Genomic DNA, 13,899 nt, shown 5'->3' with positions numbered 1-13,899 from the left:
TGTCGCAACACGCGGGCCTGCGGCGACCGGACCCTGCCCCGGCCTCTCCTCCCCGGGCAGGCCCGCCGCGCTTTGACCGTCAGGCCGCGCCCGGCGCCGCCTGCCGCGGCCTCTGGCCGCTCCAGAGCGCGACACACAGCGCGATCATGGCCAGACCGGCGGCAATGGCAAAGGTCGCCGAGAAGGCGCGCGCGACATCCTCGGTCCGGGCCTGTGCCGCGTCCCCCGTCCCCATGACGGCAACGAACAGCGTGGTCATCGCCGAGGCGCCGGTCATCAGGCCAAGGTTGCGGGACAGGCCCAGCAGACCGGACAGGCGCCCGCGCTGCTCTTTCGAGGCGCCCGCCATGACCGCGGTATTGTTGGCCGCAAGGAACATCTGGAAGGCAGGGGTCAGCACGATCAGCGCGGCGACATAGCCGCCAAGGCCGAACTGGCGCGGCAGCACCGCAAGGCAAAGCAGGCCCAGCATGCTCTGCGCCAGCCCGACAAGCATCATCCGCCGCGCGCCGTAGCGATCCGTCAGCCGCCCCGCGGGCACCCCCACAAGCGCCCCGACAAGCGGCCCGACCGCCAGAACCAGACCGACCGTGGCCTCGCCCAGCCCAAGCGAGAAGGTCAGGAAGAACGGGCCGACGACCAGCGTCGCCATCATGACGGTGCCGACCAGCACGTTCATGGCAAAGCCTGCGCCCGTCTTCCTGTCCAGCAGCACCGCCATCGGCACCAGCGGCGCGCTTGCGCGGGTCTCGACGGCCACGAACAGCGCCGCCGCCGCCAGCGCGCCCGCCCCAAGCACCGAGGGTGACAGCGCAACGCCCGTGGCACCGCCGCTTGTGGCCAGGGAATAGGCCACAAGCAGCACGATCAGCACGGCGGTTCCGGGCAGGTCCAGCGCCCTGACCGGCACCCGGCCCCGCGTGTCGTCTGGCCGGATCGCCAGCAAGGCCAGACCCAGCGCCGCCGCGGCGAACCCGGCGAGAAGCCAGAAGGCCATCCGCCAGTCGCTGACGGCCAGCACGAGACCGCCCAGCGATGGCCCCAGCGCGGTGCCGCCGGCAGAGGTGGTGCCCAGCAGGCCCATGGCCGTGCCAAGCTGCCCGGACGGCACCATGTCGCGGGCGATCGACATCGGAAGCGCGATCAGGATCGCCCCGCCCACGCCCTGCACCACACGCCCGAGGATCAGCAGGCCAAGGCTGGGGGCCATCGCGCTCAGGGCCGAGGCGGCGATGAAGGCGATCAGGCCCAGGATCATCACCCGGCGAAGACCGAACAGGTCGCCGAGCCGCCCGGCCGATACGATGGTGACCGTCACCGCCATCAGATAGGCCAGCACGACCCATTGCGCCTCTGACACGGTGACGCCGAAGCTGCGGGTCAGCGTCGGCAGCAAGACAGAGGCGATGCTGATCCCCAGCGAGGCGGTCAGCGACGCGGCGGCCAGCGCCAGCAGGACGGGCGGCGGCGCGCGCCGTGAGGAGGTGTCGGTCATGATGCGGTCTCTTGCGTTGACGAAGGGTGGCGGCTACCCTGCCACTTCAAGTCAACTTGAGGTCAAGCGTGAAACTGCTGGATATCGGTGTCCTGTCGCAACAAAGCGGTGTCGCCCCCTCGACGCTGCGCTACTACGAGGAAATCGGCCTGATCCGGTCGGTCGGGCGGCATGGGTTGCGGCGGCAGTTCGATACGCAGGCCCTCACCCAGCTGGCGCTGATTTCGCTGGGCAAGATGGCCGGGTTTTCGCTGGGGGACATCAAGGGCATGTTCGCCACCGACGGAACGCCGCAATTGCCCCGGGCAGAGCTGCGCCTGCGCGCCGATGCGCTGGACGAGCAGATCCGCGACCTGACACGGCTGCGCGACGCCCTGCGCCACGTGGCCGAGTGCCCCGCCGAAAGCCACATGGAGTGCCCGAAGTTCAAGCGCCTGATGCACTTCGCCTCTCGCACCGCGACCCGAGGCCGGGCATAAACGCCCCGGCAGAATGCCCTTCAGAACAGGAACGACTCCATGCCCAATGCCCTCTCCGGCCTTCTGGCGGCCCTTCTCCTTGCCACGCCCTGCCTGGCCGACTCGCCTGTCGGGGTGCGGACGCTTGCCGCCGACAGCGGCGATGACCCGCGCCGCCTGTCGCTGTCGGTCTGGTATCCTGCCGAGGGCGGCGGGACCGTGGAAGAGGTCGGCGGCAATGCGGTCTTTCTGGGGCAACCGGCCCATCGCGATGCGGCCATGGCACCGGGGCAGCACCCCCTTGTGCTGCTCTCGCACGGCGGCTTGCGCTCGGCGGCGGATTCCGGGGCCTGGCTGAGCGGTCGGCTTGCCGAGAACGGCTTTGTCGTGGTCGAAGTGAACGGCCCGCGCCCCGACAGCGCCGCCGGTGCCGTGGACGAGATCTGGCGGCGCCCGCAGGATGTGTCGCGCGCGCTGGACCGGGTCCTGCAGGACCCCACCCTGTCCGCGATGGTCGATCCGGCGCGGATCGCCGTTGCGGGACATGCGCTTGGCGGCACCGCCGCCCTGGCCCTGGGCGGCGGCCGGTTCGACGCCGATGCCTTTGTTTCGGCCTGTACCGCCGAGACAGATGGCCCGGATTGCGGGTGGTTCAGGGCGCAGGGCGTCGCTTTGGCCGAGGTCGATCGCGGGATGCTGGACCGCGCGCATCGCGACCCCCGGATCGGGACCGCCATCGCCATCGACCCGGAGTATGCCGATGTCTTCCGGGCCCCCAGCCTGACCGAACAAGGCACGAAGATCCGGGTGATCTGGCTGGGCGCGCCGGAACACCCGCACATCGCCGAGGCCGGGGTGGCGCAGACGGTGATCGGGACCGCGACGACCTACGACGCCTTCCCCGCCTGCACGCCGAAGGGCACCTTCATTCTGGCGGAAGACGGGGGCGATGCCACGCTCTGCGACACCGAGGCCGCCGCCCGCGCAAGCATCCACGACGACATCGCCCAGCACATCCGCACGCCTCTCGATCAGTAGCCCGCGCCGCTGACGGTCCCCCTGCGACCGGGACGCGGCGCCTTGTGACTCCGGCAGCTGTTTGGCGGGGTGACCGGCAAAGGTTGCGACATGTCGGGGCACCTGTTGGCCTGCGCTCAGGCCCATCGCTACAGGCTGCCCGGCCTGTCGCGCCCATGAAAAGACGCCCCCGCGATGTTTCGCGAGGGCGCCGGATCACGTCATACGGGTACGCGTCAGACCGTGCTGCGGGCCGCCTGCCAGTCGCGCAGGGCGGGATTGTCGCCCGGCATCTCTCCCACCGGGCCGGGCAGCGCCCCAGCCTCGGGCGCGTCCTCCCGCAGGGCCTCGACCGCGCGGACCGTCTGCACGACCTGCGGCACCGCCGCCATGGTCACGGCCAGATCGCGCTGGAAGTCCTGCCCCTTGGCCTGATGCCGGGCGCCGAAGTAGAAGCTGACGATGGCCGCCAGAAGCCACCACAGCGGCTCCGGCACCAGCGCGATGCCGGTCATGCGCGCGGCGAACCAGATCGGGTCGACCATGGCCGCCACGAAGAGCCCCAACGTTCCCAGCGCCATGGCCGGGCGCGGGATGCGGTTCAGCGCGTCCATCAGCCGGTCGAAACACCCCCGGCGCACAACCTTGAACTCACTGGAGAACTGCGCCAGCGCGGCGGATTGCATCGCCTGCCCGCGCCCGGCCTCGTTCTCGGCGTTGACGCGGAAGACCTCTGCCGTCTCGGCAATAACATTGCGCCCCGATCCGAAGACCACACCCAGAATTCTCTCGATCAGCCCCATGCCGCGACCCTCGCCTGAAACTGCGCCTCCGTCAGGTGATAGCGCGGCGCGATGAACTCTTCGGCGCGCCGGATCCAGCCGCCCTTGCCGCCCGCGCGGCTGCGCGCGTATTTGCGCGAGGCCGGGCGCTGGTCGGCCAGCGCGAAGTAGTAATTGCGCCGCGCGATCCCGTAGGCGTCGGCCAGATGGTCGGGCGCCTTGGCATGGGCCCGCGCCGCCGCGCCGATGGTCTGCGGGCCGATGACCCCGTCCACCGCCACCCGCTCTGCCATCTGGTTCAGCAGGCGCTGGAGGATCTTCACCGCGTTGGTGCCGGCGTTCACATACATGTCGAAGACGGTGGCATGCAGCGCCTCGGGCAGTTCCGCGATGCGGGGGCGCAGGAAGTAGTGGGTCAGGAAGATCTCGACCGCCTGCCCGTGCCCCAGCCGCTTGACGTCCTCGGCATCCACGTCGCCGTCGCCGTCCAGATCCAGCCCCAGCCTGCGCATGGTGTGGATCGTGACGCCGTGCTTGGTGGCGCCGCCGGGATCGTCCGGGTCGTTGACATAGCCACCCTCGCGGGCAACGATCTGCCCGGCCAGCTGCCGGACCCTGTTCTGGAATGTCGACATTCTTGTGCTCCTGCTCGCCGATTTGCGACGCGCCGGAGCATCCGGCCCCGATGTTAAACAATCCTCCGAGGAGCGTTCGATCCATGACCGCAGACGAGATCATCGCCCTTTTGGATCTCGAACCGCATCCCGAGGGCGGACATTACCGCCAGACCTGGGTCGCCGGGGCCGCGCCGGGTGAGCGTCCCGCCGGAACCTGCATCTATTTCCTGCTGAAGGGTGGCGAGCGCAGCCATTGGCACCGGGTCGATGCGACGGAGATCTGGCACTTCCACGCCGGTTCACCCCTGACCCTTTCGGTCTCTGCCACCGACGACGGGCCGCGCCGCGACAGCACGCTTGGCCCGGATCTGGCCTCGGGGGCGCGGCCGCAGCTGATCGTTCCCGAAGGCCACTGGCAGGCCGCAACCTGCCCGCAGGGCTGGACGCTGGTCAGCTGCACCGTCTCGCCGGGGTTCCGCTTCGACGGCTTCACCCTGGCGCCGCCGGGTTTCGACATTCCCGCCGGGACGGGCTGACAGGGCGGCGGCCCCGCAGCCCCCCCGGACGACAAAGCGCCCGGACACGGGGTCCGGGCGCCTGTCGTTCGGTCCTGTCAGACCGTTACATGGTCGAGTCGTAGGTTTCCATGTCGGTCAGCTGGTCGGTGGTATAGGGCGTCACGACGGCGTAGGAGCTTTCGTCGATCGGCACCAGCTTGAAGTCGGTGGTCGGCAGCATCACGAACTTGTCGCCGATGCCGAGGAAACCGCCCACTTCGGCAACGATGCCTTCGATCTTGCCTTCCGAGGACAGCACGACGTCGTGGATCGAGCCGATGCGTTCCCAGCCCTCGCCGATGGCGTCGTAAGAGGCGGTGCCCTCCCAGTTCTCGTCAACCGAGTCCACGGTGGTGGTGTAGACCACGCCGCCCGAGATCGCGCTTACCGGGACCATGCCCTGAATGCCGAGCGCGCCGCCCATGCCATCGTCGGCTGCCGCCATGTCGGCGTCTTCTGCCATCGGGTCGGCTGCCGGGTCGGCGGCATCGGCCATGGCGGGGTCTTCCGCACCTTCGGCCATCGGATCGGCGGTTTCGGCGTCAGCCACATCGGCATCGGCGTCTTCCGCCATCGGGTCGGCATCCTCTGCCTCCGCAACGTCGGCGTCAGCCTCGGCTTCGGCTGCCGGATCCACGGCTGCATCGGTGTCCGCCTGCGCGGTTGCTGCCGGATCGTCGGTCGGCAGCACGGTGCCGTCGGCGGGCTCTTCCTGAGCAAGCGCATACATCGGCACAAGGGCGGCCACGGCGGTGGTCATCAGAAAGCGTTTCATTGTCAGTCTCCCAGTATTGGATCGTGTGATGCCGGTGAAACACCGCCAAAACCTCCTCCGTTCCCGGGTTTATTTTTCGTCAGTCACGGAACTTCACGTTGCCTTGTGCGTATGCACGAACTTCAGCAGGGCGGCGGTGGATCCGTCCTTCTCGGCGGCCCCCGACTCGCCCCGAACCAGCGGCCCCAGCGCGGTCGCCAGCTCCTTCCCAAGCTCGACACCCCACTGGTCGTAGGGGTTGATCCCGAGGATCACGCCCTCGACAAAGACGCGGTGTTCGTACAGCGCCACGATCTTGCCAAGCGTCTCGGGATCGAGCAGCGGGTAGATCAGCGTGGTCGAGGGGCGGTTGCCCGGGAACACGCGATGCCGGGCCTGCCGTTCCAGCTCGTCGCCCTCGAACTGCCCGGCCACCTTGGCGCGCGCCTCGTCCAGCGATCGGCCGCGCATCAGCGCCTTTGACTGGGCAAGGCAATTGGCGACAAGCAGGGCGTGGTGGTGACGCAGGTCGGGTTCATGGCCCTGCGCGGCGACGAGGAACTCGCAGGGGACAACCCGCGTGCCCTGATGGATCAGCTGGTAGAAGGCATGCTGGCCGTTGGTGCCCGGCTCTCCCCAGACGATGGGACCGCTGTCATAGGGCAGAGCCGCGCCATCCATGCCGACGCCCTTGCCGTTGCTCTCCATTTCCAGCTGTTGCAGGTAGGCGGGCAGACGGCTGAGGCGGTTGTCGTAGGGCAGCACGGCGCGGGTGGCATGGCCCAGCACCTGATTGTGCCAGACGCCCACCAAAGCCAGCAGCACCGGCATGTTCACGGCCAGCGGCGCCTCGACGAAGTGGCGGTCCATGGCCTCGGCACCGCGCAGGAAGGCGGTGAAACCCTCGGGTCCGATCGCCAGCATCAGCGCCAGCCCGATCGGCCCCCAGACGGAATAGCGCCCGCCGACCCAGTCCGCGAAGCCGAAGCAGCGTTCCGGCGGGATGCCGAAGGCCCCGGCCCGCGCCACATCCGAGGACAGCGCGATGAACTTGCCGGCCGCGTCCACACCCTTCTCCGCCAGCCAGCGTTTCGCGGTCCCGGCATTGGTCATGGTCTCGATGGTGGTGAAGGTCTTGGAGGCGACGATGAAGACCGTCCGGGCCGGATCGCAGCGGCGCAGCGTGTCGGCAATGTCGGCACCGTCGACGTTTGACACGAAATGGCAGCGCGGCCCGTCGTGATAGGGCGCCAGCGCCAGCGTCGCCATGACCGGCCCAAGATCCGAGCCGCCGATGCCGATGTTGACCACATCGGTCACGTCCGAGCCGCGGATCTCGTTGGCCAGCGCCTCCATCCGCGCCAGCGTGTCCAGCACCCCCGGCATGACGTCCCTGCCCTCGACCAGCACCGGGCGCGCATCGAGGTTGCGCAGCGCGGTGTGCAGGACCGCCCGCCCCTCGGTCTCGTTGATCTTCTGGCCCGCGACCATGGCATCGCGCCGCGCCGCCACCCCGCGGCTTTCGGCAAGATCCAGCAGCGCCGCGCGGATATCGTCGTCGATCTGGGTCTTGGCGTAGTCGAACCGCATGCCCAGAGCCTCGAGGCTGAAGGCATCCGCCCGGTCGGCATCGGCAAAGAGATCCTCGATGCGGCGGTCGCCCAGCCCCTCCGCCAGTGATTTCAGCGTCTCGAACATGTCTCTCACTACTCCGCCCAATGGACCGTGGCGCCGTTCAGCACCGCATTGATGGGCGCCTCATGCGCCGGTTTGCCGCGCGCCTCGTCCAGCGCGCGCCGCTTCTCCGCGCCGAAGATCAGTACATGCTTGTTCATCGCCCCGTCCAGCACCCGCGCCGACAGGGTCACCCGTGGCTCTGCCGCGCCCGGCGCGCGCACCGGCACCAGCACCGGCGCATCCGCCGCCAGCGCCCGGTCCAGCGTGTCGCCGCCCGGAAACAGCGATGCGGTGTGCATGTCGGCGCCCATCCCCAGCAACAGCACATCCACCGGAAGCTCTGCCCCGATGGGCTGGGCCAGCGCCTCCAGAGCCTCTTCCGGCTCTGCCGCCGGGGCATAGAGGGGCAGAGACCGGGCCTTTTGCGCACGGTTGACCAGCAAACGGGACTTCAGCAGCGCCGTGTTCGACCGGGGGCTGTCCTCTGGCACCCAGCGTTCGTCCGACAGCAGGACATCCACCCGGCCCCAGTCCAGATCCGCCGCGCAGAGATCGTCGAAGACCGGCCCCGGAGAGGTGCCGCCCGGCACCACCAGCAGCGCCCGCTCTTCATGGGTCAGCGCGGTCCGCAGGGCCCCCGCGATGCGGTTGGCCAGGGCGATGATCAGCATCTCCCGGTCCGGGTACTCTTGGAAATCGTAGCTCATGCCTCTTCCTCCCGCGATGCTTGTGCAGGTGTCCGCGCCATGGGCCGCCCTGTCAACCGACCGGCCCTCAGACCCGGATATCGCGCCACTTTCGGCCGTCCTTATGCATCAGCATCAAGGCGTCTTCCGGCCCGCTGGACCCGGCGTCGTAGGGCTTGGGCACGTCGCCGCGCGCCGTCCAGCCTTCGATGATCGGGTCGGTCCAGGCCCAGGCCGCCTCGACCTCGTCGCCGCGCATGAACAGGGTCTGGTTGCCCCGGATCACGTCCATGATCAGCCGCTCGTAGGCGTCGGGCACATCCTCGGCGTCCGGGCCAAGCGCGTCGGCAAAGCTCATGTCCAGCGGCACGTCGATCAGGCGCATGCCGCCCGGCCCCGGTTCCTTGATGGTGACGCCCAGGGTCATGCCCTCGTTGGGTTGCAGCCGGATCGTCAGCACGTTGCGATGCGTGCCCGCCTCGGGGCCAAAGATCGAATGCGGCGCGTCCTTGAAGACCACGGCAATCTCGCTGGCCCGCGCGCGCAGCTTCTTGCCGGTGCGCAGGTAGAAGGGCGTCCCCGCCCACCGCCAGTTCGAAATCGCCAACTTCATCGCGACGAAGCTTTCGGTGGTCGAGCGCTGGTTGTCCACATGCGCCCGGTAGCCGGGCTGGCTGTCGTCCGCCTCGTACTGGCCGCGCACGATCTGGTGGTAGTCCACCGGGTCCAGCGCGCGGATCACCTTCAGCTTTTCGTCGCGCACCGAATCCGGCTCGAAGCGCGCGGGCGGCTCCATCGCGATCAGGCACAGAAGCTGCATCAGGTGGTTCTGCACCATGTCCCGCATGGCGCCGGCCTTGTCGTAATACCCGCCGCGCCCGCCCACATCGACGGTCTCGGCCACGGTGATCTGGATATGGTCGACATATTGCGCGTTCCACAGCGGCTCGAACAGCATGTTGCCGAAGCGCACCGCCATGAGGTTCTGCACCGTCTCCTTCCCCAGGTAATGGTCGATCCGGTAGATCTGTTCCTCGTGGAAATGCTCGCGCAGGGTCACGTTCAGGGCGCGGGCGCTGGCAAGGTCGTGCCCGAAGGGCTTTTCCACCACCACCCGGCTGTCGTCATCCGCAAGACCGAAGCCGCGCAGCCGCTCTGCCAGCGCGCCGAAGAGGCTGGGACCGACCGAGAAATAGAAGGCCCGCACCACGCCCGCGCGCAGCTTGCCCTTCAGGTCTTCCCAGCCGCCGTCGCCCATGGCGTCCACCGCGACATAGTCCAGCCGCCCGACGAATTCGGTCAGGGCCTCGGGGTCATGGGGGCCGCCGAACTCTTCCACCGCCCTGCGGATCATGTCCTGGAAAGCCTCCCGGCCCATGTCAGACCGCGCCGCGCCGATGATGCGCGCCTCTTCCGGCATCTGGCCCGAGTTGAAACGGCGGAACAGCCCCGGAAGGATCTTGCGCCGTGCAAGATCGCCGGTGCCGCCGAAGATGACGAGGTCGAAGGGGTCGACCGGAATGACGCGTGAAACCATGGGGTCGCTGCCTTTTCTGCCTGTCGCGCCGACGCCCCGGCGCTTTCCGTTCCCTGGGGTAGTTAGCGCTAACGTCACCCGTCTCGCGTGATTTAGACCATGTCGTGGCGAAAGTCTAACACCCATGTTGCGCGTCACAATGCCGTCAGGGAAAATGTTTCCACTGGTCCTGTGGACGGCAGCGCCTTAGCTGGAAAATGATGCAGGCCGGAGGGAAGACATGAAAGATGCAAGCGTTGCCAACGTCGGGAAATTCGTCGACCCCAAGGTGACCGCCGACGGCTCGGCCCGCGCGACCGTGGCGCTGACCAAGCCCGAAACGCTGTGGTTCAACACCGGAACGCTCTGCAACATCACCTGCGCCAACTGCTACATCGAAAGCTCGCCCGACAATGACGCGCTGGTCTACATGACCGCCGAGGAGGTCTCGGGCTATCTCGACCAGCTTGCGGACCGGCAATGGGGCGTGCGCGAGATCGGCTTTACCGGCGGGGAGCCCTTCATGAACCCCGAGATGGTCGAGATGGCGCGCCGCTGCCTCGAGCGCGGCTACGAGGTGCTGATTCTCACCAATGCCATGCGCCCGATGATGCGCCCGAAGGTCCGGCAGGGGCTGATGGCCCTGCGCGCGGGCTACGGCGACCGGCTGACCCTGCGCATCTCGCTCGACCACTGGCGCCCGGCAATGCACGATCAGGAACGCGGCGCCGGAACCTGGGAGCGGACGCTGGAAGGCATGCGCTGGCTGCGCGACAACGGCTTTCGCATGGCGGTCGCGGCCCGCACCCTGTGGGGCGAACCCGAGGCCGAGGCCCGCGCGGGCTTTGCCCGGCTGTTCGCCGACGAGGGCCTTGCCATCGACGCGATGAACCCCGGCGAGACGGTGCTCTTCCCCGAGATGGACATGGGCGCCGAGGTGCCCGAGATCACCACCGCCTGCTGGGGCATCCTGAACAAGCGGCCCGACAGTGTCATGTGCGCCTCGTCGCGCATGGTGGTGAAACGCAGCGGTGCCAGGACGCCCGCCGTTCTGGCCTGTACGCTGCTGCCCTACGACCCGCAGTTCGAACTGGGCGAAACCCTGGCCGAGGCAGAGCGCGCCGTCGCCCTCAATCACCCCCATTGCGCGAAATTCTGCGTTCTGGGCGGGGCAAGCTGCTCGGCCTGACGGTCCTGGCGCGGCGCCCCGCCCCCCTTGGTGCCGCCGAACGGCGCGGGTCCGCGCGCGCCCGGCAAGGCACCGCCTGCGCGCTTGCAAGGTCCTGCGCCCCGTGCGACCAACAAGGGCCACAAGACCGGAGCCCGCATGCCCCCCCGCAAGATCATCATCGACACCGACCCCGGACAGGACGACGCGGTCGCCATCCTGCTTGCCCTCGCCTCTCCCGAAGAGATCGCGGTGCTCGGCATCACCACGGTCGCGGGCAATGTGCCGCTTGACCTGACCACGCGAAACGCGCGGATCGTCTGCGAACTGGCGGGCAAGACCGGAACCCGCATCTTCGCCGGCTGCGACCGCCCGCTGAAGCGGCCTCTGGTCACGGCGGAACATGTGCACGGCAAGACCGGCCTCGACGGCCCGACCCTGCCGGACCCGACCATGCCGGTCGAGGACACCCACGCCGTCGACTTCATCATCGACACCCTGCGCGGCGAACCGGCGGGGACGGTGACGCTCTGCCCGCTCGGGCCGCTGACCAACATCGCCACCGCCCTGCACCGCGCGCCCGAGATCGCCGACCGCATCCAGGAGATCGTCCTGATGGGCGGCGCCTATTTCGAGGTCGGCAACATCACGCCCACCGCAGAGTTCAACATCTACGTGGACCCCGAGGCCGCCGAAGCGGTCTTTGCCTCGGGCGTGCCGATCACCGTCATGCCGCTGGACGTGACCCACAAGGCGCTGGTGACGACGCCCCGCAACGACGCTTTCCGCGCGCTGGGGACGCCGGTGGGCCTGGCCGTGGCGCAGATGACCGATTTCTTCGAACGCTTCGACAAGGAGAAATACGGCTCTGACGGCGCGCCCCTGCACGACCCCTGCGTGACCGCCTACCTGATCCGGCCAGAGCTGTTCACCGGGCGCCACATCAATGTCGAGATCGAAACCCGAAGCGCGCTGACCCTCGGCATGACCGTCGCCGACTGGTGGGGCGTCACCGACCGCGCGCCCAACGCCACCTTCATGGGCGCACTCGACGCGGAGGGGTTCTTTGCCCTTCTGACCGAAAGGCTGGCGCGGCTGTGAGATCCGGAAAGGCCCGCCGATGAAGTCCCTGCACCTCGCCGCAGAGGCGGACAGCGACAAGCTTCTGCCGCTGGTCTCGGCCTTCCATGCCGAAATGGGCTTCGACACCGATGCCGAGCACCAGTCCAACGCCATTGCACCGCTGCTGGCCGGGTCTCCGCATGGCGCGGCCTGGCTGATCGGGCCACGGCGCGCGCCTGTGGGCTACATCGTCGTGACCTTCGGCTGGTCGGTGGAATACGGCGGCCTCGATGCGATCGTCGACGAGATCTACGTGCGCCCCGCGGTGCGCAAGCGCGGCATGGGGTTCGAGGCCCTGAACGGCATCGCCAAGGCGCTGAAGGAGGGCGGCGTCCGCGCCCTGCACCTGGAGGTCGACATGGCCGACGAGACCGCCGTCCGCTTCTACAGCCGCGCCCGTTTCGCGCCGCGCGACGGCTACCTGCTGATGAGCCGCGTGCTTTAGAGGGGATCAAGGCTTTGCGGCGCAAAGCCTTGCCCGCGCAGACTTTGCCTCGCAAAGTCTGCGCGCCGCGCGACCCGGTGTCTCTGGCACAGATGGCGCCCTGCCCCTATATCCGGGGCATGACGCTGCACATCCCCTTCGACAATTCCTACGCCCGCCTGCCCCGCGACTTCTATGCGCCGCAGGCGCCGGTCCCGGTGAAGGCGCCCTCGCTGATCGCCTTCAACGCCCCGCTGGCGCGGAGCCTGAACATCACCGGCGCGGACGACCCGCAGCTGGCCGCGCTGTTTGCGGGCAATGCCCTGCCGGCGGGCGCCGAGCCGCTGGCGCAGCTTTACGCCGGGCATCAGTTCGGCCACTGGAACCCGCAGCTCGGCGACGGGCGCGCCGTCTTGCTGGGCGAGACGCTTGGCGCCGACGGGCTGCGCCGCGACATCCAGCTGAAGGGCTCCGGCCCGACACCGTTCTCGCGGCGCGGCGACGGGCGGGCCTGGCTTGGGCCGGTGCTGCGCGAATACGTGGTCTCGGAGGCGATGCACGCGCTTGGCATCCCCACCACCCGCGCGCTGGCCGCCACCCGCACCGGCGAAGAGGTCTGGCGCGAAACCGCCCTGCCCGGCGCCGTCCTGACGCGCGTTGCCGCCAGCCACATCCGCGTCGGCACCTTCCAGGCCTTTGCCGCGCGCCGCCAGCACGACCTGCTGCGCCGGCTTTACGACTACACCGTCGACCGCCATTACCCGGATGCCCGCGACCCGCTGGACCTGCTCAACGCGGTGATCGCGCGGCAGGCCGATCTGGTGACGCGCTGGCTGTCGGTCGGCTTCATTCACGGCGTGATGAACACCGACAACTGCACCCTCTCGGGCGAGACCATCGACTATGGCCCCTGCGCCTTCATGGATGTCTACAACCCCGAGACGGTCTTCTCTTCCATCGACCGCCACGGGCGCTACGGCTATGGATCGCAACCCGACATCATCGTCTGGAACATGGCGCAGCTGGCGACGGCGCTGGTGCCGCTGATGCCGGACGAGGAAGGCGCCATCAAGGCCTTCACCCAGGCGGTACACGCGATGCCCGGCCTCATCCGCGCGGGCTGGCTGCGCCGCTTCGGCGCCAAGATCGGGCTGGCCGATGCCCGGCCCGAGGATGCCGCGCTGATCGGCGATCTACTGGTGCTGATGGATCGGGGGCAGGCCGATTTCACCAATACCTTCCGCGCCCTGGCAGAGGGGGATGCCCGCGATCAGCTCACCGACCGGGGCGGATTCGACACCTGGGCAGAGCAGTGGAATCGGCGCCTGGACGAAGAGCCGGGCGATCCGGTCGCGCTGATGCGGGCCACCAACCCGGCGATCATCCCGCGCAACCACAGGATCGAGCAGATGATCGCGGCCGCCGTCGCAGGCGACGACGCGCCCTTCCACCGGCTGAACGCGGCGCTGGCAAACCCCTTCGACCCGGCCCCGGAAGACGACGACCTGCGCCGCCCGCCGACCCCCTCCGAGGTTGTACCCGCCACCTTCTGCGGCACCTGAGGCCCGTGGCCACCACCGCGACGACGGCCGCGCAGTTCAAAACCGAGACAAGCGCGGCGCCGGT

At 68.8% G+C, this 13,899-nt stretch carries 14 protein-coding genes; 7 read left to right on the top strand and 7 right to left on the bottom strand.

Annotated elements, in window-relative coordinates; all coding sequences use genetic code 11:
* Positions 1-79 precede the first annotated feature (79 nt).
* The gene (locus ACN5KJ_RS10495; RefSeq protein ID WP_418593828.1) at positions 80-1,495 is read right to left on the bottom strand and encodes an MFS transporter; all 1,416 of its coding nucleotides are present in this window, start codon (positions 1,493-1,495) and stop codon (positions 80-82) included.
* 68 nt (positions 1,496-1,563) lie between these two features.
* Between ACN5KJ_RS10495 and ACN5KJ_RS10490 the strand changes: the two genes are divergently transcribed.
* Positions 1,564-1,974, top strand: a complete 411-nt coding sequence (locus ACN5KJ_RS10490) for a helix-turn-helix domain-containing protein (RefSeq protein WP_206565373.1) — start codon at positions 1,564-1,566, stop codon at positions 1,972-1,974.
* A gap of 39 nt (positions 1,975-2,013) precedes the next feature.
* Positions 2,014-2,991, top strand: coding sequence for an alpha/beta hydrolase family protein (locus ACN5KJ_RS10485; RefSeq protein WP_418593826.1), 978 nt, complete (start codon positions 2,014-2,016; stop codon positions 2,989-2,991).
* 215 nt (positions 2,992-3,206) lie between these two features.
* Here ACN5KJ_RS10485 and ACN5KJ_RS10480 read toward each other — a convergent pair whose 3' ends face one another.
* Positions 3,207-3,773, bottom strand: a complete 567-nt coding sequence (locus tag ACN5KJ_RS10480) for a holin family protein (protein ID WP_418593824.1) — start codon at positions 3,771-3,773, stop codon at positions 3,207-3,209.
* Positions 3,764-4,387, bottom strand: a complete 624-nt coding sequence (locus ACN5KJ_RS10475) for a holin-associated N-acetylmuramidase (protein WP_418593822.1) — start codon at positions 4,385-4,387, stop codon at positions 3,764-3,766. Before ACN5KJ_RS10475 ends, ACN5KJ_RS10480 begins: the two co-directional genes overlap by 10 nt.
* An 83-nt stretch (positions 4,388-4,470) precedes the next feature.
* Here ACN5KJ_RS10475 and ACN5KJ_RS10470 point away from each other — a divergent pair, with 83 nt between their 5' ends.
* Positions 4,471-4,905 (top strand): cupin domain-containing protein, encoded by a 435-nt coding sequence (locus ACN5KJ_RS10470; protein ID WP_418593820.1) that lies wholly within the window; start codon positions 4,471-4,473, stop codon positions 4,903-4,905.
* 85 nt (positions 4,906-4,990) lie between these two features.
* Here ACN5KJ_RS10470 and ACN5KJ_RS10465 read toward each other — a convergent pair whose 3' ends face one another.
* The 4 genes from ACN5KJ_RS10465 to zwf all read right to left on the bottom strand — a co-directional run bounded on the left by ACN5KJ_RS10465 (position 4,991) and on the right by zwf (position 9,580).
* Complete coding sequence (locus ACN5KJ_RS10465; RefSeq protein ID WP_347165025.1) at positions 4,991-5,701, bottom strand: PRC-barrel domain-containing protein; 711 nt, start codon at positions 5,699-5,701, stop codon at positions 4,991-4,993.
* A gap of 93 nt (positions 5,702-5,794) precedes the next feature.
* Positions 5,795-7,378 carry a glucose-6-phosphate isomerase gene (gene pgi, locus ACN5KJ_RS10460; RefSeq protein WP_418593818.1) on the bottom strand — a complete coding sequence of 528 codons (1,584 nt, stop codon included), beginning with the start codon at positions 7,376-7,378 and terminating at the stop codon, positions 5,795-5,797.
* Positions 7,379-7,386: 8 nt separating this feature from the next.
* The gene (pgl, locus tag ACN5KJ_RS10455) at positions 7,387-8,064 is read right to left on the bottom strand and encodes a 6-phosphogluconolactonase (protein ID WP_347165026.1); all 678 of its coding nucleotides are present in this window, start codon (positions 8,062-8,064) and stop codon (positions 7,387-7,389) included.
* A gap of 67 nt (positions 8,065-8,131) precedes the next feature.
* Positions 8,132-9,580, bottom strand: a complete 1,449-nt coding sequence (gene zwf, locus ACN5KJ_RS10450) for a glucose-6-phosphate dehydrogenase (protein ID WP_418593816.1) — start codon at positions 9,578-9,580, stop codon at positions 8,132-8,134.
* 220 nt (positions 9,581-9,800) lie between these two features.
* On the opposite strand from zwf, the gene ACN5KJ_RS10445 reads away from it, so the two are divergent.
* The 4 genes from ACN5KJ_RS10445 (at position 9,801) to ACN5KJ_RS10430 (ending at position 13,835) form a co-directional block, all read left to right on the top strand.
* Positions 9,801-10,748 (top strand): radical SAM protein, encoded by a 948-nt coding sequence (locus ACN5KJ_RS10445; protein ID WP_418593814.1) that lies wholly within the window; start codon positions 9,801-9,803, stop codon positions 10,746-10,748.
* Between the two features lie 138 nt (positions 10,749-10,886).
* Positions 10,887-11,828, top strand: coding sequence for a nucleoside hydrolase (locus tag ACN5KJ_RS10440; protein WP_418593812.1), 942 nt, complete (start codon positions 10,887-10,889; stop codon positions 11,826-11,828).
* 19 nt (positions 11,829-11,847) lie between these two features.
* Positions 11,848-12,294, top strand: coding sequence for a GNAT family N-acetyltransferase (locus ACN5KJ_RS10435; RefSeq protein WP_347165029.1), 447 nt, complete (start codon positions 11,848-11,850; stop codon positions 12,292-12,294).
* 119 nt (positions 12,295-12,413) lie between these two features.
* Positions 12,414-13,835, top strand: coding sequence for a protein adenylyltransferase SelO (locus tag ACN5KJ_RS10430; protein WP_418593930.1), 1,422 nt, complete (start codon positions 12,414-12,416; stop codon positions 13,833-13,835).
* Positions 13,836-13,899: the final 64 nt, after the last annotated feature.

This window comes from Ponticoccus sp. (in: a-proteobacteria) (assembly GCF_048381735.1).
Note: the sequence above shows the minus strand (reverse complement) of the source record. Positions and strands in the feature narration are given on the sequence as shown.

Excerpts from the sequence above, each read along its gene's own strand:
- ACN5KJ_RS10440 (WP_418593812.1), top strand. The coding sequence starts at position 10,887 with ATGCCCCCCCGCAAGATCATCATCGACACCGACCCCGGACAGGACGAC.
- zwf (WP_418593816.1), bottom strand. The coding sequence starts at position 9,580 with ATGGTTTCACGCGTCATTCCGGTCGACCCCTTCGACCTCGTCATCTTC.
- ACN5KJ_RS10485 (WP_418593826.1), top strand. The coding sequence starts at position 2,014 with ATGCCCAATGCCCTCTCCGGCCTTCTGGCGGCCCTTCTCCTTGCCACG.
- ACN5KJ_RS10465 (WP_347165025.1), bottom strand. The coding sequence starts at position 5,701 with ATGAAACGCTTTCTGATGACCACCGCCGTGGCCGCCCTTGTGCCGATG.
- ACN5KJ_RS10445 (WP_418593814.1), top strand. The coding sequence starts at position 9,801 with ATGAAAGATGCAAGCGTTGCCAACGTCGGGAAATTCGTCGACCCCAAG.
- ACN5KJ_RS10480 (WP_418593824.1), bottom strand. The coding sequence starts at position 3,773 with ATGGGGCTGATCGAGAGAATTCTGGGTGTGGTCTTCGGATCGGGGCGC.
- ACN5KJ_RS10495 (WP_418593828.1), bottom strand. The coding sequence starts at position 1,495 with ATGACCGACACCTCCTCACGGCGCGCGCCGCCGCCCGTCCTGCTGGCG.
- ACN5KJ_RS10475 (WP_418593822.1), bottom strand. The coding sequence starts at position 4,387 with ATGTCGACATTCCAGAACAGGGTCCGGCAGCTGGCCGGGCAGATCGTT.
- pgl (WP_347165026.1), bottom strand. The coding sequence starts at position 8,064 with ATGAGCTACGATTTCCAAGAGTACCCGGACCGGGAGATGCTGATCATC.
- pgi (WP_418593818.1), bottom strand. The coding sequence starts at position 7,378 with ATGTTCGAGACGCTGAAATCACTGGCGGAGGGGCTGGGCGACCGCCGC.
- ACN5KJ_RS10470 (WP_418593820.1), top strand. The coding sequence starts at position 4,471 with ATGACCGCAGACGAGATCATCGCCCTTTTGGATCTCGAACCGCATCCC.
- ACN5KJ_RS10435 (WP_347165029.1), top strand. The coding sequence starts at position 11,848 with ATGAAGTCCCTGCACCTCGCCGCAGAGGCGGACAGCGACAAGCTTCTG.
- ACN5KJ_RS10430 (WP_418593930.1), top strand. The coding sequence starts at position 12,414 with ATGACGCTGCACATCCCCTTCGACAATTCCTACGCCCGCCTGCCCCGC.